We start from the raw sequence: 24,234 nt of genomic DNA, 5'->3' as shown, positions 1-24,234 counted from the left end.
GAACGGAGGCCACTGTTCCCGTGTCCGACAACCCCACACACCCCACCAGCCCCACCCACTCCGCGCATCCGGAGGAGGCCGCCTCCCCCGGCCGGCCGGCCCCGACCGTCACCGTGATCGTGCCGGTCCACAACACCCGGCGTTACCTCGACCGCAGCCTCGGCTCGGTCTTCGCCCAGACCCTCGCCCCGGACCGCATCGAGGTCATCGCCGTCGACGACGGCTCCACCGACGGCAGCGGCGCCTGGCTGGACGCGGCCGCCGCCACCCACCCCCGGCTCACCGTCGTCCACCAGCCGCCCTCCGGCGGCGCCGGCAAACCCCGCAACGTGGGCCTGGACCGCGCCACCGGCGACTACGTCTTCTTCCTCGACTCCGACGACCACCTCGGCCCCGAGGCGCTGGCCCGCCTCACCCGGATGGCCGAAGAGCACGACTCCGACGTCGTCTACGGCCGGATCGTCGGCGCCGAGGGCCGCGGCGCCCCCGTGGACCTGCGCACCACCAACCCCCGCGTCTCGCTCTTCGACTCACCCGTCTACTGGAGCCTGGCCGCCTACAAGCTCTTCCGCCGCTCCTTCGTCGAGCGCCACCGGCTGCGCTTCGTCGAGGGCCGCCTGCTCGCCGAGGACCTCCCCTTCGGCATCGCCGCCCTGCTGCGCGCCGACACCGTCTCGGTCCTCGCCGACTACGACTGCTACTACCTCCACGGCCGCGACGACGACAGCAACGCCTCCCGCCAGGACATGGACTGGCCCGCCTACCTCGCCTACATCGACACCGTGCTGGCCGACGTCGCCGCCGGCGTCCCGCCCGGCCCCGACCGCGACACGCTCATGGTCCGCCACTTCCACGGCGAGATACTCATGCCGTTCGCGGCCCCCTACCTGGCCCGGGACGAGGCCGGTCGCCGCGCGATGCGCGAGGCCGCCCGCCCCCTGGTCGACCGCTACCTCACCGACCGGGTGCTCGCCGCCCTGCCGCCCGGCCTCCGCCTCCGCGCCCACTGCCTGCGCGCCGGCCTCGACGCGGAACTGACCGCCGTCGTCCGGGCCGACACCGGCCGCACGCCCGGCCCGCCCCACCTCCAGGACGGCCGCGCCTACGCCGCGTACCCCCACTTCCGCGACCCCGACCACCCCCTGCCGGACGCCCTGTACGACCTCACCTCCCGCATCGGGGTGCAGCAGCGCCTCACCGACCTCCAGTGGGTCGGCGGCGTCCTGCACCTCCACGGCAGCGCCACACTGCGGGCCGTCGGCGCCGACCGCGTGGAGGTGGTCCTGCACCGCAGCGGCGCCCACGTCGGCGTCCCCGCCACGTACGGCCCCGACGGCGCCTGGCACGCCGCCCTGGACCCGGCCACCGCGGTCCACGGCGCCCCGATGGCGGACGGCGTCTGGGGCCTGAAGATCGCCGTCACGGCGCACGGGACCGACGCCGCGGACGCCGCGGCGCCCGAGGTGCCGGATGCCGGGGGCGCCGCCGACACCCCGTCTTCCGCCACCGTCCGCCGGGAAGCCTGGCTCGTCCCCGAAGGCGGGGCGGCGGCCACCGACACCGCCCCGCGGGTCGTCAGCCACGGCCCCGCCGGTCCCACCGTCGCCGCGCTGTTCCTCTCCTCCCCGCACGGCCACCTCCACCTCGACCTGGACCACGACGGGGCCCGCCGCCCGCTCGGCGCCGACCTGCGGGGCGCCGCGGCCTGCGCCCGCACCGGCCGCGCCACGGTCGCCGCGGGCGTCACGCTCCCCGGCTGCCCCGCCGACGCCGGCCTGCAGTTCGTGCTGCGCGACGCCACCCGCTGCGTGGCCCTGCGCACCACCGTCGAACGCGCCGCCGGCGACCGCTACCGCGCCCGGGCCCGCCTGCGCAGCGGCCCGCCGGGCACCTGGCGGGTCGCCCTCCGTCTCACCGCGGGCGGCCTGCGCCGCGAGCTGCCGGTCCAATCGGCCGACGGCACGGGCCCGTTGACGCTCCGGGTGCCGTAGCCGGGCATCGGCCGGACGCCCGGTCCGCACGCCGGTCCGCCGTGCACGCCGCCCGCCGGATCCCGTTCCGACGGGGCGGCGGCTCAGGGGCGGTGCCGTCCCGTCGGTGCCTCGGGTGCGGTGTCCAGGCCGTCCACCAGCCGGTCCAGGAAGCGGGTGAAGGTGGCCTCGGGGGTGAGGGGGCGGCCGGGGGCGGCGAGGGCCCGGGCGAGCTCCGGGTGGTGGCCGTCGGCGGCGACGGTGGTGAGGTAGCGGGCCTCGGCGGCGGCCCGGTCGGGGGATTGCGCGGTGGTGGCGCGGGTGAGTTCGTGGCTGACGTGCGAGGCGACGAAGCCGGTGAGGAGGCTGAAGACCTCCAGTTTGGCGGCGCCGTCGAGGCCGGTGGGGCGGAGTGCGGCGAGGGCGTGTTCCAGGAAGGCCAGGGCGTGCGGGCCGAGGCTGCGGTGGGTGGACAGGGCGGCGGGCAGCCAGGGGTGGCGGAGCATCAAGGCGCGTTGGTGGTGGGCGACGGTCTTGAGGTCGGTGCGCCAGTCGCCCAAGAGCGCGCCGGTGACGGGGAGTTCGCCGTTGACGCGGTCGACCATGAGGTCCACCAGCGTCTCCTTGTCGGGGGCGTAGCTGTAGAGCGACATGACGCCCGCGCCGACCTGCGCGGCGACCCGTCGCATGGTGACCGCGTCCAGCCCTTCGGCATCGGCCAGCTCGACGGCCGCCGCGGTGACCGCCTCGCGGCTGAAGGCGGGGCGGCGTCCGCGCCGGGGGCGGTCGGGGGTCAGCCAGAGCTGCTGGGGGTCCATTCGTCCCATCCAAGCATCCGCTATTCTCGTACACAGTACGAGAATAGGTTTCCGTGAGGGAGGGGCAACCATGGCGGAGGCCGAGGGCGGCGGCGCGGTGACGGGCCTGCCGCGGACCGCGCCGACGGGGCGGGCGCCACGGGCCGCGCGATGGCTGCGCGCGACGTGGCGCAACGTACCGGCGGGTCCGTACCGCGTCGGGTACGAGGCGCGACTGGCAGTGCCGGCCGGCGGCGACGTCTCACTCCTGACCGACCATTACTTTCCCTACACGGCAGGCGAGTTGGCGCCGGGGGCCGGCCGGTTCCCGACGCTTCTGGTGCGGTCGCCCTACGGGCGGGGCGTGCCGTGGGCGGCGCTGTACGGCCTCCTCTTCGCCGAGCACGGGTTCCACGTCGTGGTGCAGAGCAGCCGGGGGACCGGCGGCTCCGGCGGCGACTTCCACCCGTGGCGGCACGAGGCGGCGGACGGCCGGGCCACCGTGGCCTGGCTGCGCGCACAGCCGTGGTTCACCGGGGCGCTGGGCACGATCGGGCCCAGCTACCTGGGCTACGTGCAGTGGGCCCTGGCCGAGGAACCGCCACCGGAACTGCGGGCCATGGTGGTGCAGATCGGATTCCACGACCCCCATCCGTACTTCCACGGCGGCGGCGCGCTCCACCTGCAGAACGCGCTGGTGTCGGGCATGGGGATGGCGTACCAGCACCGCGGGTGGCGCCCCTTCCTGCGGGCCGCACTGCGGCTTCGGCGGTGGCTGCGCGGGGCGCACCGGGCGGAACCGCCCTACACGTCGTCCGGCCCGGCGGCCGAACTCCCCTGGCTGGCCGAGGCGTTCACCCGCACGGACGGGAACGACCCGTACTGGCGCGCCGCGTCGAAGGGCGCGGTCCTGGACCGGTCCACGGTGCCCACCTGCCTGGTCGGCGGGTGGCAGGACGTCTTCCTCGACCAGAGCATCGAGCAGTACCGGCGGCTGCGCCGGGCGGGCTGCGAGACGACGCTGCTCATCGGGTCGTGGACGCACGCCTCGGCGCTCCAGGTGGGCTGGCCGGAGGTGTTCGCGGAGAGCCTGGCGTGGCTGCGGGCACGGCTGGGCGGGGAAGCGGACGGGCCGCGGACCGCGCCGGTGCGGGTACACGTCGGCGGCGGGGGCGGGTGGCGGGACCTGCCCGACTGGCCGCCGCCCCCGGGCGACGCGGCGGGCCCCTGGTACCTCACCGCGGGCGGCGGGCTCGGGCGCCGGGCTCCCGGCGACGCGGCACCGGTGGGGGAGTTCCGGCACGATCCGGCCGACCCCACCCCGTCCGTCGGCGGGCCGGCGCCCCAGGGCGGCGGGCGCCGCGACAACGCGGCCCTGGAGGCCCGGCCGGACGTGCTGACGTTCACCGGGCCGGAGCTGACCGCGCCCTCGGAAATCCTCGGCCCGGTCGCGGCCCGGTTGCGGATCACCGCGACCGGCACCGACGGCACCCCGCCCGACCGGCCCTTCGACGTCTTCGCGCGCCTGTGCGACGTGGACCCGCGGGGCCGCTCGGTGAACGTCTGCGACGGCCTGGTGCGGGTCCCCGGCGGGACGGCACCACCGCCGGCGGTGGCGGTGCCGATGACCGCCACCGCGCACCGCTTCGCCGCAGGGCACCGGGTCCGGTTGCAGGTCAGCGGCGGCGCGTTCCCCCGCTACGCGCTGCCGCCCGGGGCCCACGGCGCCGGCCCGGTGCGGATCGCCCTGCACCCGGGTTCGGCCCTGGAACTGCCCTGAGCGCAACGCGGCGGGCCGCCCACCCCCGGGAACGGGAGCGGGCGGCCCGCCGGCACACGTGCGGCCGTCAGTCCTGACGGGCCTCGGGGTGGTGGTGCTGCCAACCCGCCCACGCCGACGTGATCATGTCGCGGACGTCGTGGCGGGCCTGCCAGCCCAGCTCCTTGGTGATGCGGTCGGCGGCGGCCACCACCCGGGCCGGGTCGCCGGCACGCCGCGGGGTGACCTCGGGGACGACCCCCTGGTGGCCGGTGATCTCCGCGATCAGGTCGACCATCTCGCGGACCGACACGCCTTCGCCCCGGCCGATGTTCAGGGTCAGGTCCCGGACCGGGCCCGGCTCGGCAAGGCTGCGGGCCGCCGCGACGTGGGCGTCGGCGAGGTCCGCGACGTGGATGTAGTCGCGGATGCAGGTGCCGTCGGGGGTGTCGTAGTCGTCACCGAAGATCCGCGGCGCGGCGCCCTGGGTCAGCCGCTCGAAGACCATCGGCACGATGTTGAAGACACCGGTGTCGGCCAGCTCCGGCGTCGCGGCACCGGCCACGTTGAAGTACCGCAGGCAGGCCGTGCTGATGCCGTGGGCCTTGCCGGCGGCGCGCGCCATCCACTCGCCGACGAGCTTGGTCTCGCCGTACGGGTTGATCGGGACGCACGGGGTGTCCTCGGTGACCAGGTCCACGTCCGGCATGCCGTAGACGGCCGCCGACGACGAGAAGACGAACCGCGGCACGCCGCCGGCGGCCATTGCCTCCAACAGCGTCTGCAGGCCGTGCACGTTCTCGCGGTAGTAGTGCAGCGGCATCTCCACCGACTCGCCGACCTGCTTCTTCGCGGCCAGGTGGACGACGTCGGTGATGCCGTGCTCGGCGAGGGTCGCGTCGAGCAGTGCGCGGTCCAGCGTCGAGCCGACGACCAGCGGCACGTCCTCGGGGACCCGGGCGCGCACGCCCGTCGTCAGATCGTCGAGGACGACGACCGTCTCGCCGGCCTGCCGCAGGGCCCTTACGACATGGGAGCCGATGTAACCGGCACCACCCGTGATCAGGTAAGACATAGCGCCAATCCTAGGCAGGGAACAGAGGGACAGGGATTGCGGGTCAGCGGCGCAGCCGTCGGGCGGCGATCCGCCAGACGCTGCGCGGTCCCGACGCCACCCGCAGCGCCAGCGCGCCGCCGGTGGTCGGGTAGGGCTGCGCCAACAGCACCAGCTGGCGCCGGCTGGGCAGCACGTGCCGCCGCAGACCGGTGCCCACGGCCCGCAGCCCGACCCCGATCGCGGTGCCGTCCGTGCAGGTCAGCCGGGCCGTCAGGTCCCACGGCTCGGGCTCGGCGGGCCGGGAGCCGGGCAGCTCGGTCAGCGGCGTCAGGTCCAGCGCCACCGTGGCCGTCCAGGCCGTGCCGTCGGCGGTGGGGGTCAGGGTCGCGGTGTGCACCGGGCCGGGCCGGTCGTCGCGCCGACGGTGCAGCGCGACGTCGACGCTGACCGGGCCGGCCGCGGCCAGCCGGCCGTACAGGTCGTGGACGCGCAGCCGCAGCAGCCCGCGGGCGGCGCCCAGCACCGGATCGGCGTCCACCGCCACCGGCAGGCTGGGGGACGCGTCGAGCCCCGGCACGTCCTCGTCGGCGGCGTCCACCGCGTCCCCCGCGGCCAGACCGTCCAACCGCACCTCGGGCAGCTCCGCCGACCAGACGGGGGCGCCGTCGGGACCCGTCGCGTACGGGGGCAGCAGCCGCCCGGGGCGGGCCGCCAGCTGCGTCAACCGGTCCAGGTCACACGGGGCGGGGGAGGCCAGGACGACCCGGGCCAGCCAGCGGGCCGGGGCCTGCGCGGCGGCCACCTCGGCCTCTTCGAAGCCGGCCAGGTGCTCGCGGGTCAGCCGCCACCACTCGGCCCGGTAGTCCGCGCTGCGGGTGTGCAGCTCACGGACGTACATCCGCAGGTCGTGGTCGAGGAACTTGGTGGCCGCGGCCCGCGCCAGCGCCTTGCGCCCGGCGTCCTCGAGGATCCGCAGGACGGTGCGGTGCGCCTCCAGGCGCTGCCGCCAGTTGGCGACGTCCTTGCGGTCCAGGGAGATCGACTGCTTCGCGGCGGCCCGCCGCACGTGCCAGACGTACACGGTGTCGGGCACCGTGGCGATCTTCGGGGCGGCGGCCAGCACCCGGGCGGTGAAGACGAAGTCCTCGTAGTGGTAGCGGCCCTCGGGGAACGCGATGGCGTGGCCGGTGAGGAAGTCCCGGGCGTAGAGCTTGTTGACGCAGAGGGTGTCGCGGACCAGCTGCGGCGCGGCCTCCGGGGTGTCGTACACGGCCGGCTCGCGGTACAGCGCCGGCTGCCAGGGCACGTCGCGGCGGGCCGGCAGCTCCCGGCGGACGCAGGCGCCCGCGGCGACCGGCGCCCCGTGCCGCAGCGCCGCTGCCAGCAGCGCCGGCACCGCACCCGGCGGCAGCACGTCGTCGCTGTCGAGGAACATCACGTACCGGCCGGCGGCGGCCCGCAACCCGTCGTTGCGCGGGGACCCGCACCCCCCGCTGTTCTCGCCGCGGTGCAGCACCCGCAACCGCGGCTCGCTGCGCGCCAGGGCGTCCAGGGCGGCGCCGGTGCCGTCGGTGGAGGCGTCGTCGACCGCGATCACCTCGGCGACCGCGTCCCCCTGTGCGAGCGCCGAACGCACCGCATCGGCGACGTGCACGGCATCGTTGAAGGCGATGACGACGACGCTGACCTGCGCGGCGGGCGTGGGGGCGGGCCCAGGCTGTGACTCAAGGGCGTCATTCACAGTCACTAAATCTACATTTCGTGTCGACAGCAGCTCGTGGCGCGGGCAGGTTCGGACCCCTGTTCTCCAGGGTCAGAGGGCGAAATCCACCGAGTGGTTGCAGCGGCCGCCTTCTTTTTCCGCCTCATTGCCGTCTCGTAACCCCCCGGACCCCGCAGCGAGGCCGTGCGTTCGCCCGCGCGGACGCCCCGCGAGGGCGCCTGCACATGCTGTAACGACGCGGGTGCCGGGAGATGCCGATCCGGCCGCCGCGCACCCCACCGGCCCGCGCCCCCGCCCGCGCCCCGACACCCTCACCCCGCCGCCGGCCCCCTCACTCCACGACCAGGTCCGCGACCCGCCCCGCCGCCCCGCCGTCGTCCAGATGACAGAACACCCGCCGGAACTCCGCGTACGCCGCCGCACTCTCCCGCGCCACCGCCGGCAGGTCCCCCAACGCCTCCACCACCTCGTCCGTCGACGACAGCAGCGGACCCGGCACCCGCGCCTCGAAGTCCAGGCTGAAACCGCGCAGCGCATCGCGGTAGTGCGCCAGATCCGGCGTGAGGAACAGCATCGGCCGACCCGTCCCGGCGAAGTCCGCCGCCAACGACGAGTAGTCGGTCACCAACACGTCCGCGGCCAGCAGCAGTTCCGTCGCGTCCGGGTACGACGACACATCGCGCGCGAACGGCGCGTGGTGCGCCGGCAACCGGTCCGGCACCTGCGGATGACTGCGCACCAGCACCACGTGGTCCTCGCCCAACGCCGCCCGCGCCACGTCCAGGTCCAGCGGCAGGTGCAGCCGGTGGTGCGAGGCGTCGTACGCCACGTCGTCGCGCGGCGTCGGCGCGTACAGCACCACCCGCTGGTCCGGCCGCACGCCCAGCTGCGCGCGGACCGCGGCGGCCACCTCGTCCCGGTCCGGGGCGTGCAGCGCATCGGTCCGCGGCAACCCCGTCTCGACCAGCTTCCCGGCATAGCCGAGCGCCGACCGCAACACCGGGGTGCTCGCGGCGTTCGGCGACACCAGCACGCTCCACTGCCGCCCCAGCCGCGGCCGCGGCGCCAGATGCGCCAACCCGCCGCACAGCGTCCCCGCCAGATCCGCCCCGATCCGCTTCAACGGCGTCCCGTGCCACGTCTGGATCACCCGCTGCCCGGCCCGCCGCACGAACCACCGCGGCAGGTGCGTGTTGGTCACGATCCAGTGGCTGTGCGCCAGCGCCCCGTGCCAGGCGGCACTGCCCACCACCACCGGCCGCGCGCTCGACGGCACCGGAGCCTGCGCGTCCCGCACCGCCCACAGATGCTCCACATCAACCCCCCGCCGCACCAACTCCTCATGCACCGCACGCGGCGAGTCCCCGTACGCCCGGCCGCCGAAGCTGCTGTAGAGGACGGTGTCCCGCAACGGCCGCGAACGGTGCAGCGGATAGTGCTGCTCGCGCAGCACCCGCCGCCGGTAGGGACCCCGGTCCACCGGCGGCACCGCCGGCCCCGCCGCCACGAACACCTCGTCCTGCCCCAGCCGGTCCAACGAGAACGGCTTGCCGCGCACCGTCCGCGACACCGGCAGCCCGTCGACGACCGACGGCGCGCACCGCACCGGCGGATCCAGCGGCGACCCCACCGCCCCCCGCTCCCGCAGGTGCACCGTCCAACGGCCCTCCCGCAACGGCACCTCCCCGGCCAGCGACGGCACCGCGGCCAACGGCAGCGCCCCGTGGAACCGCCCACCGTCATGCGCGGCCGGGAACACCACCTCGGTGGCGTGCACGGTGTGCTTCAAGACCAGCTCCGGCGCGGTCGGCGCGGCATCCGGCAGCGTCCCCGCCAGCAGCAGCGTGCCGTCCGCCCGCCACACCACCCGGTCCGCGTACGCCTGCGGCACCCGGTCCTGCAACACCAACTCCCCGGCCGGCGACGCCGACGCCACCACCTCCCGGCCGTGCGGCAGCGGATGCGCCACCGGAGCCATCCCCGGCGGGCAGACCACCCGATCGGTGCCGCCGCCGGGCAGCACCAGCTCCGGCCACCAGGTCTCGGTGTGCGGCGGCGGAACCGCGGCCGGCTCCCCGTCCCGCGCGGGCCGCGCCGCGGCCAACACGTCCAACCGCACCCGCACCACACACCGCGCCCCACCGGCCGCGCCGCTCCCGCCGCCGGCCGGCGCCCCAGGAACCTGGGCCGCCTCCACCGGGAACGACACCACCGTCCCCGTGCCCCGGTGCGTCAGGCGCAGCCCCAGCGGCACCGGCCCGGGCACGGCCACCGCCATCTCCAACGCGCCACCCGCCACCCGCGGCGACCCCACCAGCCGCCGCACCGGGCGGGACACCGCGATCCGCAACCGCCCGTCCACATACCGCGGCGTCACCCGCACCCCGTCCGCACCCTCGTGCCCGGCCGGCGCCGCCCCCGACCCGCTGTCCGGCGCCGCCAACTCCCCGGACCGCACCGCCCCCGCCGACGCCAGCAGCACCTCGACCCGCCACTCGCCCGGCACCAGCCGCCCCCCGCGCCGCAACCGCGCCGGATCCAGCCGCACCTCGAACCCCGACCAGTCGTAACAGTGCAGCTCCTGCCCGGACGCCGCCGTCGCCTCCGGCATCGCCACCGTCCGCACCGGCAGCACCACCCGCCGCCGCCCGCACGACAACACCACCGTCCGCAGCGCCCCGTGCCGCGAGGCGGCCGGCAGGTTCCGCACGTAGGCCCACCCCCGCAGCAACAGCACCCCGCCCCGCCACACCGCCTCCCGGACCTCCGCCCGCACCGGGAAGTCCGACCGCTCCAGCCGCACCACCCCCGCCGGCAACTCCACCGGCGGCGCCACCGGCAGCACCGCCCGCCGCCGCAACGGCGGCCCGGCCACCGCGAAACCCCCCGGATTGCGCGCCTCGTGCGCCAACAGCGTCCCCAAGTCCGCCAACCGCCCGGACCGCACCAGGTACCACCGCATCCGCAACTCCACCGGCAGCGCCCGCAACGCCCGCGGATCGGTCCCCGCCAGGAAGTCCCGCGCACAGTCCAAGAACGCGGTCCGCACCTCGGGCGCCGCCCCCGGCGCCGCCGCCACCAGGTCCGACAACCCCCCGGTCAACTGCGCCCGGTCGTACGCCGCCCGCAGCCCGGCGTCCACCCGGTGCACCGGATCGGCCAGCAGCGCCCGCATCCGCGCCACCGCCGCGAACCGGTCCCGCACCTCCTGCGCCCCCGGCCGCCCGGACCGCCCCGCCCCCGACGGCAGCCGCCAGTAGCAGACGTGCTCGTGCAGCACGTCCACCGCCTCGGCCAGCACGTGCGCCGGCAGCGCCACCGCCGCACCGTCGCACCCGTCCCCGTCGGGGAAGACGAACCCGTGCCGGTCCCAGAACGCCCGCCGGAACACCTTGTTCCGCACGAAGTGGTCACCGAGCAGCACCGGATCCCGGCGGACGTGGGTGCGCAACACCGTCTCCCGGGCCGCCGGATGGAACGCCGACTGGCTCCGCCCCGCCGCCCCCAACCGGTAGACGTTCCCGGTCGCCAGATCCGCCCCCGACTTGTCCAACAACCCGATCAGGTCCTCGTACGCCCGCGGCAGCAGCACGTCGTCCGGCGCCAGGAACGCCAGGTACTCGGTGTGCGGAAAGACATGCCGCGCACCGGCGTTCCACCCCCCGCCCCGCCCCCCGCCGCCACCGTCGTGCACCACCCGGAACCGCGGATCCCGCTCCACCCACCGCCGCCACCCGCCCGGCGGCGACTCCGCCGCACCCCGGGCCGGCCCGTCGTCCACCACCACCACGTCCAACGCCTCCGACGTCTGGGCCGCCACCGACTCCAGACACTCCTCCACATGGCGCGCGGACCCCGCTTCGCGCGGGACCGGGACGACGACGGTGAGCCGAGGCTTCATGGCGGACGAGCCTTTCCGGACAGGCGGACCACGGGACCAACCCCGCGCCACACACGCGACGATGCGGCCGACTCGTCCCTCAACTCGTCCATCGCCGACCCGGTCACCGACGCTGCGCTGAAAGGGTGAGGCGAAGGTGCGGCGAAGCGGCCCGGCCCCCGCAATGGCGTAGACCGTGGACAGCGTGCCCGGTGCCCCACCCACCGGACACCGGCAACCGCCCGCCGCCCAGGAAGGTGACCGCCCCGCGATGCCCGGCCGAACCGACAGCTCCGCCGCCACCGACCGCCCCGACACCGCGGCCCCCGCCCCCGGCACCCCCGCCGCCCGCACCCCGCACCCGGCCGGCACCGCCCCGGCCGCCTCCACCGCGCGCCTGCCCGCCCGCCACGAACGGCACCCCCTGACCCGGCTGCTGCCCGCCCGGCCCCCGTTCGCGCGGCAACTGCGCCGGATCGGACCCGGCCGCGTCCTGGAGATCGGCTGCGGCGACGGCGACACCCTCGCCGCCTGCGCCCCCGGCAGCGTCGGCATCGACCACGACCCGCGGTCCGTCGCCCACTGCCGCGCCCGCGGCCTGACCGCCTACACCGCCGACGCCTTCCTCGCCGGCCCGCACGCCCGCCCCGGTGCCTTCGACGCGCTGCTCACCGCCCACGTCCTTCAGCACCTCGACGACGAACAGGTCGAGGAACTCCTGCGCGCCTACGTCCCCTACGTCCGGCCCGGCGGCGGCGTCCTGTTGATCACCGCCCAGGAAGCTGGCCACCGCGCCGGCCCGGAACCCGTCCGCTTCACCGACTTCACCCTGCTGCGGGCCTTCGCCGAAGCCGCCGGACTCGCCGTCCGCCGCACCTACTCCCACCCGCTGCCCCGGACCGCCGGCCGCGTCCTGCGCGCGAACTCCTTCGTCCTGGTCGGCCAGGTCCCCCGCGGTTGAACCGGACGGGCCGGCACCCCCACCGGCCCGCCCCCCTCACGCCCCGGCTAGCGCCCGGCGGGGCCCTGGGCCCGCGCCCGCTTCCGGGCCCGCACGAGCGCCCGCGTCACGACCGGCGGCAACACGTCCAGCGCCACCCGGCGCAACACACCCCGCGGCGGCCGCGGCGCCGGCCGCCCGACCGCCGGCCGCGCCGCCTCCGCGGGCTTCTGGGGCTTCGCCGCCGGCGTCCCGGGCGTCCCGGGCTCCGCCGCATCCGCCGCCCGCGCCGGCGCCGCCTCGTGCCGCGACACCGGGTGCGCCGGCTCCTTCGCCCCCTTGGCGCTCAACCGCACCAGCGGCGCACCGTTGACCTCCTGCACCTCGTGCCACACGTCACCGCGCTCCGCCAACCACGCCAGCAGCCCCGTCCGGTACGGCTCCGGGTCCCCCCACGTGCCGTAGAACTTGGTGCCGGTCACGCAGATCGGCCGCAGCCCGTGATCCGTCACGGCCTGCCACGTGGCGGCGGCCACCCCCGGACAGTGCTCCGCCCGGTAGTCGTCCATCACCACCACCCCGGCATCGGCCAACAGCTCCCGCACCGCCAGGATGTCGCCGTGCACGTGCGCGTACAGGTGCGACGCGTCGATATGCGCGAACCGCACGCTGTCCGGCGCCACGTGCTCGCTCACCGACGAGCTCAACCCCTGCACGACGACCGGCAACTCCTCATGGAACGCAAGGTAGTTGGCCTCGAACGCGCGACGCGTCAACGTCGCGTACGACTTCGCCATCTCCCGCGAGTTCGACGCGTCCTCGGCCGGCGAGTCGAACAGGTCGCAGACCGTGAAGCGCTCCTCCGGACGCAACCGCGCACCCAGGAAGATCGCGCTCTTGCCCATGTACGCGCCCAGTTCCAGCAGGTCCCCCGCCACCCCCCGGTCCTGCTGATGACGCAGGAACCAGTCGAAGAGCAACTGATCGGCGGTGAAGAACCACCCCTTGACCTCGGACAACCGGGTCGGGCGCGGCAGCTGGTCGGCACTGTGGCCTGCGGTAGCGGCAGTCATGTGCGGTCCGTCTCCAGACGGTCGGGAATCGATGGCGATGTACGACACGGGGGCACGGCACGGCCCCGGGATCCGGCCGGCTGCGCGCAGCACCCCGGTCGCACCATGCGTTTCACGGAGCGGCGCCATCGTGGGGCAGCAACATGAACGGAAGGTGAGCGTTGCGCCGCGCTCCGGTCATCTCCGCCGCCCGACCCCCGAACCCGCCCCACCGCCCGGACCGCGCCCGCCCGCGGTCACTTCACCGCCCCCGCCATCACCCCCGACACGAACTGCCGCTGGAAGGCGAAGAACACGATCAGCGGCACCACCATCGACAAGAACGCCCCCGGCGCCAACACGTCGATGTTGTTGCCGAACTGCCGCACCTCCTGCTGCAACGCCACCGTGATCGGCGGATGCCCGCTGTCCGCGAAGATCAACGCGATCAGCATGTCGTTCCACACCCACAGGAACTGGAAGATCCCCAACGACGCGATCGCCGGCCCGCCGAGCGGCATCACCACCCGCGTGAACAACCGCAACTCGCCCGCCCCGTCCAGCCGCGCCGCCTCCAACAACTCCCGCGGGATCTCCGCGAAGAAGTTCCGCAACAGGAACACCGCGAACGGCAACCCGAACGCCGTGTGGAACAACACCACCCCGGCCGTCGTCTCGAACAGCCCCACCGCACCGAACAACTTCGCCACCGGAATCAGCGCCACCTGCACCGGCACCACCAGCAGCCCCACCACCACCATGAACCACCCGTCCCGCCCCGGGAAGTCCAACCACGCGAAGGCATAGCCCGCCAACGACCCGATCACCACCACCAGCACCGTCGACGGCACCGTGATCGCCGCCGTCGTCACCAGCGACCCCATCACCTTCCCGTTCGACAACAACTGGCTGTAGTTGTCCACCGTCAACTGCGCCGGCCGGGTGAACACCTCCCACCAACCCGACTCCGCGATCTGCGCCGGACTGCGCAGCGACGACACCAACAACCCCACCGACGGCATCAACCAGAACAACGCCACCAACACCAGGAACACCCGCACCGCACCACCACCGGCACGCGCCGCGAGCCGCGCCCCCACCGACGGCCCACCACCCGCCCGCCCCCGCGCACGACCCCCACGGCCCCCACGACCCCCACGGCCCCCACGACCAGCCGTCCCCAAGCCCCCGCCCACGGTCGACATCGACGACGTCATCGACGGCGCTCCTTCCGTATCCGGCGCAGATTCACGTACATCACCGGCAGCACCAGCACCAGCAAGAACACCGCGATCGCACTCCCCAGCCCCTCGTCCACATCCGTCCCGAACGACGACTGGAACAACTGCAACGCCAACACGTTCGCCGACCGCAGACTCGACCCCGGCGCGATGATGTACACCAGATCGAAGATCTTCAGCACGTTGATCATCAACGTCACCAACACCACCACCAGCACCGGCGCCAACAACGGCACCGTGATCCGGCGGAACACCTGCCACTCACCGGCCCCGTCCACCCGGGCCGCCTCCAACAACTCCCGCGGCACCCCCGCCAACCCCGCCGCGATCAACACCATCGCGAAACCGGCCCACATCCACACGTAACTGCCGATGATCGCCGGCGTCACCAACACCGGCCCCAACCAGTCCACCCCGTTGTACGCCGCCGCGAAATCCGCCGCCGGCAACCGCACCCGCGCCCCCACCGCCTCCGCCGCCGGCAACGCGAACGTCCCGTCCGCCGCGGTCACCGCCGACGCCACCACCCGGCCGTCCTTCACCGCCTCCACCCTCAGCCCGGCCAACGCCTTCTCACCCGGATCGATGACGTTCGGCCGACCCCCACCCCCACGGGTGAAGTCCAACCACGCCGTACCCGTCACCTGACCCACCCGCGGCCGCGCCACCACCGCCGACCGCGCCCCCCGCACGTCCGACGGCTGCACCGCCACCAACGGCAGCGCCACCCGCACCCCCGCCCGCACCACCGACCGCGACGTGAACGCCCCGCCCCCCGACGGCCGCAAATCCGCGTTCGGCCGCGGCTTCGCCCCCGGGAACGGCGCCGGCTCCGCGAACGTGTCGTGCACCCCCACCCACACCGCGTTCGCCACCCCGCGCTGCGGATCCTGGTCGTACACCAACCGGAAGATGATCCCGGCCGCCAACATCGAGATCGCCATCGGCATGAAGACGACCAACTTGAACGCCGTGCCCCACCGCACCCGCTCCGTCAACACCGCGAAGATCAACCCCAGCGCGGTCGACACCGTCGGCGCCACCACCACCCACACCACGTTGTTCCGCAACGCCGTCCGGATGCCCTCGTCCGAGAACATCGCCCCGTAATTCCCCAGCCCCACGAAGCCGTCGCCGGACGCGTCGAACAGACTCCGATACACCGAGAACCCGATCGGATACACCACCAGCGCACCCAGCAACACCAACGCCGGCAACAAGAACACCGCGGCGACCCACCACCGCGTCCCCGCCACCCCGCGCCGCCGCGCCCCGGCCCGCCCCGCACCCGTACCCGCCTCGCTCATCGCCGACGAACCCCCGCTCCCGATCGAGGTGCCCCACCCAACGAGGTACCGCCCGGCCCGCTCAGTGCCCGAAGGACTTGGCCGCGTCCCGCTCCAACCGCTGCTGCGTCCCCGCCACGTCCTTGGGGTCCTTCAAGAAGTCCTGAAGGTCCTTCCACTCGCCCTGCCCCGGCTTCCCCCCGAACGACGCCGGCGCCTGATCCGACATGTCGAACCGGAAGTCGTCCCCCGCCGCGACCAACGCCCGCGCGATCTTCCGCATCACGTCGTCCGCGTACGCCGCCCGGTCCAACTCCTTGTTCGGCGACAGGAAACCGCCCGCCTGCGCCCAGATCTTCGCCGCGTCCGTCGACGCCAGGAACGTCAACAACGCCTGCGCCGCCTTGGAGTCCTTCAGCGCCACCGCCACGTCCCCACCGGTCACCACCGGCGACCTGGCACCCACCGCGGGGAACGGGAACACCTTCGCGTCCGTCCCCACCTTCGCCTTCGTCTGCGCGATGTTCGCCGCCGCGAAGTCCGCCGACGACACCATCGCCGCCTTCGGCGCGTCACCCCCGGTGAACGTCTGCGTCACCGACGTCGGGAAGTCCGTCTGCAACGCCCCCGCATTGCCGCCCGCCAACAACTCCTTGCGGCCGAACAACTGCCCCAACGTGGTCAGCGCCCGCGTCACCGACGGATCCGTCCACTTCAGGTCGTGCTTCGCCAACCGGTCGTACTTCTGCGGCCCGGCCTGCGACAGGTACACGTTCTCGAACCAGTCGGTCAGCGTCCACCCGTCCGACCCGCCCACCGACACCGGCTCCACACCCGACTCGGAGATCGTCTGAGCCGTCTTCAAGAACTCCGGCCACGTCTTCGGCTCGGACACCCCGGCATTCTCGAAGACCTTCGCGTTGTACCAGACCAACGACTTGTTGCTGGCCTTGAAGTACACCCCGTACTCGGTGCCCCCGTGGGCCCCCAGCTCCCGCCACCCCCTGCTGAAGTTCTTCGCCAACTGCGCCTTGGCGTCCGCCCCGAGCGGCTTGAGCCACCCCTTCCCGGCGAACTCGTTCAACACCCCCACCTGCTGCAACAGCGCCACGTCCGGCGGCCCACCACCAGCGATCTTGGACCCGATGAAGCCCGCCATGTCATCGCCGCTGGGCACGAAGTCCACCTTCGCCCCGGTGCGCTTCTCGAACTCCGCCAACACCTTGGTGAAGTTGTCCCGCTCGGCCCCCGTCCAGACCGCCGTCACCTGCAACCGCTGCCCGCTCAACTTCGGCAACGCCACCGTCGGCGCCGTACTCCCACCCCCCGACCCACCACTCCCACTACCCCCACCGCTCCCGCTACCCCCACTGCCCCCGCACCCGGCGGCCCCGAGTGCCACCACCGCCACGGCCGCCGCCACCCGCACCCCCGCGCGCCCGCCCCGCTCGCCCCGCCCGACTCGTCCACGCATCCCCGTAGCCCCTCCGTCTTGACCTGAGTGCCTGAGTGCCTGAGTGCTGTGCTGCCGTGCTCCGGCGCTGCCGCGCCCGTGCCGCGCTGCGGCGTCGCTGAGCTGTGCCGTGTGTCGTGCTGCGGTGTGGCGCTGCCGTGCTCCGTGATGGCGCCGCGCCGTCGAGGTACGAGATACGAGGTCCCCGCGACGCTGCCGGTCCTGCCGTTCTTGCCGGTGCAACTCGCACTCCCCGCGCTCCCGGCGCCGGGCGGCGTGCTGGTGGTGCTCCGTGCCGGTGGCGCTGTCCCTACTGGCAGTGCTGACGGTGCTGTCCGTACTGGCGGTGCAGTCGTTCCGTAGCTGTTCTACCGGGCTCTACAGCTGTTCTGCCGGGGCCCGGCACCCGGCACCCGGCGCCCCACGGCTCCCCGCAGGGGCCGACCCGCCGCTCGGCCCGGTCCATGCCCACCCGGCAACCACGGCCGGGCCCGACACCGACACCACTACCGACACGACACCGGCACCGGGGCCACCGAGATCACCAAGGCCACCGAGATCACCGAGATCACCGAAACCAGGATCGCGAAGACCGAGATCGCGAAGCGGACCGGGACCGCGGCACGTGCGACAGTCCTACGCCCCCACCACCGGCTCCGCAATACCGCCGCCCACGCCAACTGCCCTTTTGTGATCGGCCTGTTACGGGCCAGAGTCGGCCCGACCTCGCCCCGCCCCGGCAGCCGCCACCCCCGGCAGCCTCCGCCCCCGGCAGCCCCCGCCCCTCGTCACCCCGCCTGCCGCTACCCCCCCCAGGGCCCAAGGCCCCGAAGGCACAACCCCCGAAGGCCCAGCCCCTTGAAACCCGAGCCCCTATCGGCCGAAGCCCTCCACGGCATCGGCCGAAGCCCTCCACGGCATCGGCCGAAGCCCTCCACGGCAGCCCCTCACGACCACAGAGCAGCGCCGGCCACGAAGCAGCGCCTCCCGCACCCAGCGCCGGCCTTACGTCAACACCGGCCCCGGCGCCGGCCTCACATCAGCGACGGCCCAGCCGGCGCGCCCGAGGACTGTGCGGCCCGCTGCAGCGCACTTGCCAGCAGCGCCAGGTCCGTCGGGCCGTTGCCCAGCTCCCGGAGCGGGCGCCGGGCCGGCGGGTCGCCCATCCGTTGCCACTCCAGGGGCACGACGGTCGGCCGCAGGGTGGACGTACGGGGTATCCGGCCGGTCACCCGACCCGCCTGGAACGGCGTGGACGCGCCGTCCTCGGCGCGGTGCAGCCACCCGCGGCCCGGCGGCACCGGCTCGGCGTCGGACGGTGCCGACTCGGCCGAGCCGGCGTGGCCGGCGGCCGACGGGATGCGTCCCAACTGGATGCGCAGGGCGGCCCGTTCGGCGGTGGCGGTGCCTTCGGTGCGGTCCGGGTGGCCGGTCGCCGCTATCAGGTGCACGCCCAGCGCCGCGCCGTCCCGGGCCACCGCCTCCAGGGCGCGGACCACGGAACCGGCGGCCGGGCGGCCGGTGCTGCCCAGCGCCGGGGAGACCAGTGCGTCGAAGTCGTCGACCAGGATGAAGAGTCGGGGCATCGGGGCGGACGTGTGGGCGGGGCCCTGCGCCGGCGCCTGGGACGCCGCCGGGCCGGGCTCGGAGGCTTCCGTGCGGGTGCGGAGGCGCAGGGTGCCCGTGCGGGAGGGGTCCGCGGGCCCGGCCGTGGCGCCGCCACCCTCTTCCTCATTACGGCAACGATTACGGAGAGTGAATTGTTCCGGTGATTCGTTACTCGGTGTGAATGAGGTGGGTGGGGTGGAGGTGGCGTGCTGGTGTGGTGCGGCTGCGGAGGCGCTGGTCGTCGCGGGCCGCGCACCCGAGGCGCTGGTGGTGGCGGAGGTGCTGGCGGTGCCTGCGATCCCGGTGGTGTTTGAGGGGCCGGAGGGGTTCGGCCCTGTCGCGTTCGCGGTGTGCGCGGTGGGGGCGTTCGCCTTGGCGGCGCCGTGGGCGGCGGTGCTTTCGGCGGAGCGTCGGGGGGCCACGATGCGGGGGGCCGGGAGGTGCTTGGTGCGCCACTCGGAGAAGGGGGTGCCGGCCAGTATTTCGGCGCGCCGCTTCAGCTCGGAGGACAGGGCCTGGGCGAACTCCCGCATCCGCACCGGGTCCGAGGCGGCCAGATGCGTCGTGACGTGCGGCAGTTCCGTACAGGCCCGCAGGCCGTCGCCGCGCTCGGTGCCGGCGCCGTCCACCAGCACCAGCGACAGCCGGTCCGGGCGGTCCGCGGCGGCCAGCGACGCGGCGAGCGACCGCAGCAGTTCGGTCTTGCCGGTGGCCGGGGCGCCTTCGACGAGCAGGTGGGCGCCGTCGGCCGCGAGGTCGGCGACCACGGGGCCGTGCGGTCCGGCGCCCAGCACCGCGGCGGCGCTGGGGCGGTCGGTGTCCTGGGCCGCCGCCCAACGGGCCAGCAGGGACGCGGGAGTGGCGCGGGCCAGCCCCAGCTCGTCCAGCAGACGCGTCGCGTCCGGCAGCGGCACCGCGGCGCGCGGTGCCGTCGGCCCGCCCGCGCCGGCGCCCGTCTCGGTCTCGCGCAGCGGCGCCAGCGACCGGGCGAACCGCTCGGCCCAGGCGGCGGAGACCGCGTCCACGGTCGCGACCGCGCCGTTCGGCCCCGAGCCGGGTTGCACCACCCGCAGGGCCGTGGCGACGTCGCCGCTGAGCACCGCGACCGCACCGCACTCGCCGAACGCGGGTGAGGCGACGCGCGCCGCCTCGTACGTCGCGGCCAGCGGGAAGGCGGGGGAGGCGGCCGGGGTCTCCGCCAGGCAGAGCACGTGGATGCCGGCCGCCGGACCGCCCGCCGCGAGCCGTGCGGTGGTCTCGCGCAGCGCCGACGAACCGGGGTCGCCGTCCACGATCAGCAGGGTGTGCGGTCCGTGGTGGCGGGCGGCGGCGGAGGCCACTTCGGCGCGGTCGGCGCTGGGCCAACCGGGGCCCAGGGGGCCGTCGTCCAGGCGTCGCACCAGTTCGGACGTGCGGGCGGTGGCCTGTTCCTTGTCGAAGGCGAGCAGGAGGCGGCAGTCCTGGCCGCGGGTCGGGCGGACGTGCGGCAGCCAGCCCAGCCAGGACCAGTCGGCCACCCGCTCCTCGGTGGCCTGCGCCCGGTCGGTGCCGAGCAGCACGATCTCCAGCGTGCCGGGGGAGTGCAGGGCGGCGAGCTGCGCGGTGACGGACCGGGCGAGGCCGACGAGGCGCCCGCGCGGGCCGGCCAGCCCGAGGGCGCCGGCGCGGCGCAGGTCGACGGTGACCGGTGCGACGGTGCGCCCGCCGTCCCGCTCGGCCGTGCCCAGGCGGACGGTGAGCGCGTCGGGGTGGTCCGGGCCGCGCTCCCAGAGCCGGGGCCCCGGGCCGAGCACGGTGAGCAGGATCGCGGCGGCGTCCGGCCAGCGTTCGTGGTCGGCCGGGCCGGTTGCGGTGCCGGTGGCCGTGGGGGTGGCGACGGCGGTGCTGCGGGCCGGTTCGCCGGCGGGTGCCGGCCCGTCGTCGTACGGGGTGCCGGGCTCGGGGGCGTCCGGGTCCACCACGGGGCGTCCGCCGGCCAGCCGGCGGGCCCAGGCGCCGATGCCGCCGCGCCGGCCGGCCTTGCGGGCCATCGGGTCGACCGGGACCAGGGACTGCTGTCCGCCGTGGGTCTGCCCGTCCATGGGCGCGCCACCGTGGCCGGACACGGGCGCGGGGCTCGTCCCGTAGGCCGCTGCCGGGTGGCTGGGCCCGGTGCCGTACGTGGTGTGGGTCGGGGCGTGGGGCGCGTGCGGCGGCGGGACGGCGCCGGGCGCCGTGGGGTCGGGTGCTGCCGATGTGTGCGCGGCGAGGCCGGGGGCGGTCTGCTGGTGCGGCGCGGCGGGCGGGAACAAGCCGCCGCCCGCCGGTCCCCCCGATGCCGGGGCGGGGAAGCCCGGCGGGCCCGGGGGCACGTCGGTGTCGTGCGCGGCGCGGCTGGTGGGGGCGGGGATGCCGCGCAGCGGGGTGTCCCGGTGGCCCGTGCCGGTGGTGGCCGGTGTGGAGGAGTGGCCGGGGCCGGCGTACAGGGCGCCCGAGGTGGTCGCCCCGGTGGCCGTGGCGCCGGGGCCCAGCTGGCCGGGGGCGACGCGGAGGTGGCCCTCGCCGTCGGGGGTGGCGTTCAGGGCCGGGTCCGGGGTGCGCGGCGGGGACTGGAGGCGGAGCGCCGATTCGCCGATGCGCAGCAGGGCGCCGGGCGGCAGGAGGACGGCGCGGTCGCCGAGCTCGGTGCCGTCGACGGCGGTGCCGTTGGTGGAGCGCAGGTCGGCGACGTAGACCGCGCCGTCGGGCTCGACGGTGACGGCGCAGTGCAGGCGGGAGACGTCGGGGTCGTCCAGGGGGACGTCGGCGTCGGCGGAGCGGCCGATGCGGATCTGTCCGCCGTGCAGGAGGTGGACGCCGCCGGCGTCGGGGCCGGAGACGACGCGCAGCCGGGCGGAGCCGTGCGGCAGGCCGTGTGCGGGGGCGGGGCCGGGGCCCTGGAGGGAGAGCACCGCGCCGTCGATCAGGGGCGGCTCGCCGAGGGCGGCGCGCTGGGGGTCGAGGCGTTCGGTGCCGGCGTAGAGGATGACGGGGGCGCTGCTGCCGGTGGTGCCGACGTCCGCGCCGGTGCCCGCCACGGCCGCCGCGAGGGAGCCGGCCACCGTCGCGAGGGCGGTGCCGGCGGGGGCCGTCACGAGGACGTCGCAGGCCCGCGTGGTGGGGCCGCTGCGCGGCCCGAGGACGGTCAGCCGGATCTGCATCGCCGTCAACGGTCCCTTCTGCCGGGAATCCGGCAGGGGCTCGCTCGCTCCCCCACCGCACCCCGGGCACGTCGGCACGGACATGTCCCATGCACGTCGCGACAGTGACCGCGCGCCCCCACCGCGTGCGTGCTGGGATGCATCCTCGCACCTGCCGCTGACAACACGCCCGTCGACCGCCCATTAATGATCTTGATTGGTCGGCGCCCGGCGGAAAACTGCCTGCTTACCCGCATTGAACCGGCCGATTTCGATCATCGGATGCCGGGGAAGCGATCAGTGGCGGACGGCACCCGGACCGCTGAAGTGGGTTCCGGCCGAGTTGACGCGCCCGCCGCCCGCGCCGTGCCCGCCGGGCCGTGCGGCGCCTGCGACCGGGGCAACCAACGGCCCGGAACCGGCGTCTTTCCGAGGAGCCCCGCCCCGTCCGGCGCACCGAAATGTTTGTGCGACGGCACTACAGTGGGGCGGACGGGCCGCGAGCTGACCCAGCGGGCCAGGCAAGGATCCACCACGACCAGGGAGCGCATGACGTGCGGCCGGTAGGCAGCAAGTACCTGCTTGAGGAGCCGCTGGGACGCGGCGCCACGGGCACCGTCTGGCGTGCCCGCCAGAGGGAGACGGCGGGTGCCGAGGCCGCCGTCCCGGGGGAGCCCGGCGAAACGGTCGCGATCAAGGTCCTCAAGGAGGAGCTGGCGTCCGACGCCGACGTGGTGATGCGCTTCCTGCGGGAGCGCTCCGTCCTGCTGCGGCTCACCCACCCCAACATCGTCCGGACCCGCGACCTGGTCGTCGAGGGCGACCTGCTGGCGCTCGTCATGGACCTGGTCGACGGCCCCGACCTGCACCGCTACCTGCGCGACAACGGCCCGTTCAGCGCGGTGGCGGCGGCGCTGCTCACCGCGCAGATCGCCGACGCGCTGGCCGCCAGCCACGCCGACGGCGTCGTCCACCGCGACCTCAAGCCCGCCAACGTCCTGCTCGCCGGCTCGGACGGCAGCGGCGAGATGCACCCGATGCTGACCGACTTCGGCATCGCCCGGCTCGCCGATTCCCCCGGGCTGACCCGGACGCACGAGTTCGTCGGCACCCCCGCCTACGTGGCGCCGGAGTCCGCCGAGGGGCGCCCGCAGACCTCCGCGGTGGACGTCTACGGCGCGGGCATCCTGCTCTACGAGCTGGTCACCGGCCGTCCGCCGTTCGCCGGGGCGACCGCCCTGGAGGTCCTGCACAAGCACCTCGCCGAGGAGCCGCAGCGCCCCGCCTCGGTCCCCGACCCGATGTGGACGGTCATCGAGCGCTGCCTGCGCAAGCGCCCCGAGGAGCGCCCCAGCGCCGAGAACCTCGCCCGCGGGCTGCGCACCGTCGCGGCGGGCGTCGGCGCGCAGGCCACCCCGGAGCAGGCCCAGGCGGCGCTGGGCGTCGCCGCGCTGCTCGCCCCGGACCCGGACCCCGCCACGGTCCCCGGCACCGAGGGCTCCCAGGGGGCGGGCGCCGCGGCGCCCACCCAGGTGCTGCCGACCAACGCGTCCTCCTACGACCCGGGCGCCCCGACCAGCGTGCTGCCGGCCACCGGCGCCGGTGGCCCCGCGGTCCAGGGCCCGGCGCCGACCCGCGCGATGCCGCCGGTGCCCCCGATGCCGATGGGGGCGCCCGCCGGCCCTCCGGAGCCCGAGGGTCCGCACCCGTGGGAGTCCCAGCTGCGGGCCGCCCGCGACCGCAACGACCAGACCCAGGTGCAGTACCTGGACCCGCAGGACGACCCGCTGCGCCGCCGCCCGCAGCGCCGCCCGGGGCCCGCCCCGCAGCAGCAGCCCCAGTACGGCGGCCAGCCGGCCGGCTACGCCGCGCAGCGGCCGCCGGCCCCGCAGCGCCGCCAGGAGCCGCCGCCGCAGCGCTACGAGCCGCCCCCGCCGCCCGCCCGGGAGCCCCGGCCCCCGCGCGAGCCGCGGCAGCGCAGCGCCAACCCGATGCGGATCCCCGGCCTGGGCTGCCTGAAGGGCTGCCTCTTCACGCTGCTGCTGCTGTTCGTGGCGGCCTGGTTGGTCTGGGAGTTCACCCCGCTCCAGGAGTGGATCGGGACGACCAAGGGCTTCTTCCAGCAGATCGGTGACGTCTTCACCAGCGTGAAGGACTTCGTACAGAAAGTCGGTGGCTGACGGCCCGTACGGACGCAGCGGTGGCGGCATCGTCGCTTTGTCGACTTCCGGCCGGTGAATTCGCGGACAGAAGTGACGGTTGCCGCTATTGGGGGCACTGAACCCTCTGGCGCCCGCGTAGCTTTGACGC

Annotated in this window: 13 protein-coding genes; 4 read left to right on the top strand and 9 right to left on the bottom strand. The window is 75.2% G+C overall.

Translation table 11 applies throughout. The features are described 5' to 3' along the window. Positions 1-20: 20 nt before the first annotated feature. Positions 21-1,991, top strand: a complete 1,971-nt coding sequence (locus ACJ6WD_RS27265; protein ID WP_376441822.1) for a glycosyltransferase family 2 protein — start codon at positions 21-23, stop codon at positions 1,989-1,991. A gap of 83 nt (positions 1,992-2,074) precedes the next feature. On the opposite strand, the gene ACJ6WD_RS27260 is transcribed toward ACJ6WD_RS27265, so the two are convergent. Next, positions 2,075-2,788: a TetR/AcrR family transcriptional regulator gene (locus ACJ6WD_RS27260; protein WP_233659451.1), complete on the bottom strand. Its 714-nt coding sequence runs from the start codon at positions 2,786-2,788 to the stop codon at positions 2,075-2,077. A 70-nt stretch (positions 2,789-2,858) separates the two neighbouring features. Here ACJ6WD_RS27260 and ACJ6WD_RS27255 point away from each other — a divergent pair, with 70 nt between their 5' ends. Further along, positions 2,859-4,547, top strand: a complete 1,689-nt coding sequence (locus ACJ6WD_RS27255) for a CocE/NonD family hydrolase (RefSeq protein ID WP_407616712.1) — start codon at positions 2,859-2,861, stop codon at positions 4,545-4,547. 67 nt (positions 4,548-4,614) lie between these two features. Here ACJ6WD_RS27255 and galE read toward each other — a convergent pair whose 3' ends face one another. The 3 genes from galE to ACJ6WD_RS27240 form a co-directional block, all read right to left on the bottom strand. Further along, positions 4,615-5,601 (bottom strand): UDP-glucose 4-epimerase GalE, encoded by a 987-nt coding sequence (gene galE / locus ACJ6WD_RS27250; protein ID WP_407616711.1) that lies wholly within the window; start codon positions 5,599-5,601, stop codon positions 4,615-4,617. Between the two features lie 43 nt (positions 5,602-5,644). Further along, positions 5,645-7,324: a glycosyltransferase family 2 protein gene (locus ACJ6WD_RS27245; protein ID WP_233659385.1), complete on the bottom strand. Its 1,680-nt coding sequence runs from the start codon at positions 7,322-7,324 to the stop codon at positions 5,645-5,647. A gap of 313 nt (positions 7,325-7,637) precedes the next feature. Further along, positions 7,638-11,207 carry a CDP-glycerol glycerophosphotransferase family protein gene (locus tag ACJ6WD_RS27240; protein WP_407616710.1) on the bottom strand — a complete coding sequence of 1,190 codons (3,570 nt, stop codon included), beginning with the start codon at positions 11,205-11,207 and terminating at the stop codon, positions 7,638-7,640. A gap of 250 nt (positions 11,208-11,457) precedes the next feature. On the opposite strand from ACJ6WD_RS27240, the gene ACJ6WD_RS27235 reads away from it, so the two are divergent. Beyond that, on the top strand, positions 11,458-12,147 hold the full coding sequence (locus ACJ6WD_RS27235) for a trans-aconitate 2-methyltransferase (protein ID WP_233659387.1): 690 nt from the start codon (positions 11,458-11,460) through the stop codon (positions 12,145-12,147). 47 nt (positions 12,148-12,194) lie between these two features. Here the strand turns inward: ACJ6WD_RS27235 and ACJ6WD_RS27230 are convergent, their stop codons facing one another. The 5 genes from ACJ6WD_RS27230 to ACJ6WD_RS27210 all read right to left on the bottom strand — a co-directional run bounded on the left by ACJ6WD_RS27230 (position 12,195) and on the right by ACJ6WD_RS27210 (position 21,945). After that, on the bottom strand, positions 12,195-13,199 hold the full coding sequence (locus ACJ6WD_RS27230; protein ID WP_407616709.1) for a class I SAM-dependent methyltransferase: 1,005 nt from the start codon (positions 13,197-13,199) through the stop codon (positions 12,195-12,197). Between the two features lie 236 nt (positions 13,200-13,435). Beyond that, on the bottom strand, positions 13,436-14,383 hold the full coding sequence (locus tag ACJ6WD_RS27225) for a carbohydrate ABC transporter permease (protein ID WP_407616727.1): 948 nt from the start codon (positions 14,381-14,383) through the stop codon (positions 13,436-13,438). Positions 14,384-14,391: 8 nt separating this feature from the next. After that, the gene (locus ACJ6WD_RS27220; protein WP_331248918.1) at positions 14,392-15,726 is read right to left on the bottom strand and encodes a sugar ABC transporter permease; all 1,335 of its coding nucleotides are present in this window, start codon (positions 15,724-15,726) and stop codon (positions 14,392-14,394) included. A gap of 61 nt (positions 15,727-15,787) precedes the next feature. After that, positions 15,788-17,179 carry an ABC transporter substrate-binding protein gene (locus ACJ6WD_RS27215; RefSeq protein ID WP_331248917.1) on the bottom strand — a complete coding sequence of 464 codons (1,392 nt, stop codon included), beginning with the start codon at positions 17,177-17,179 and terminating at the stop codon, positions 15,788-15,790. A gap of 1,013 nt (positions 17,180-18,192) precedes the next feature. Further along, positions 18,193-21,945, bottom strand: a complete 3,753-nt coding sequence (locus ACJ6WD_RS27210) for an FtsK/SpoIIIE domain-containing protein (protein WP_407616726.1) — start codon at positions 21,943-21,945, stop codon at positions 18,193-18,195. A 533-nt stretch (positions 21,946-22,478) separates the two neighbouring features. Here ACJ6WD_RS27210 and ACJ6WD_RS27205 point away from each other — a divergent pair. Further along, positions 22,479-24,104, top strand: coding sequence for a serine/threonine-protein kinase (locus ACJ6WD_RS27205; protein ID WP_407616708.1), 1,626 nt, complete (start codon positions 22,479-22,481; stop codon positions 24,102-24,104). The last annotated feature ends 130 nt before the right edge of the window (positions 24,105-24,234 follow it).

Source organism: Streptomyces sp. VTCC 41912, assembly GCF_045799175.1.
GTDB lineage: Bacteria > Actinomycetota > Actinomycetes > Streptomycetales > Streptomycetaceae > Streptomyces > Streptomyces albulus_C.
This window is presented reverse-complemented; position numbering and strand designations above follow the sequence as displayed.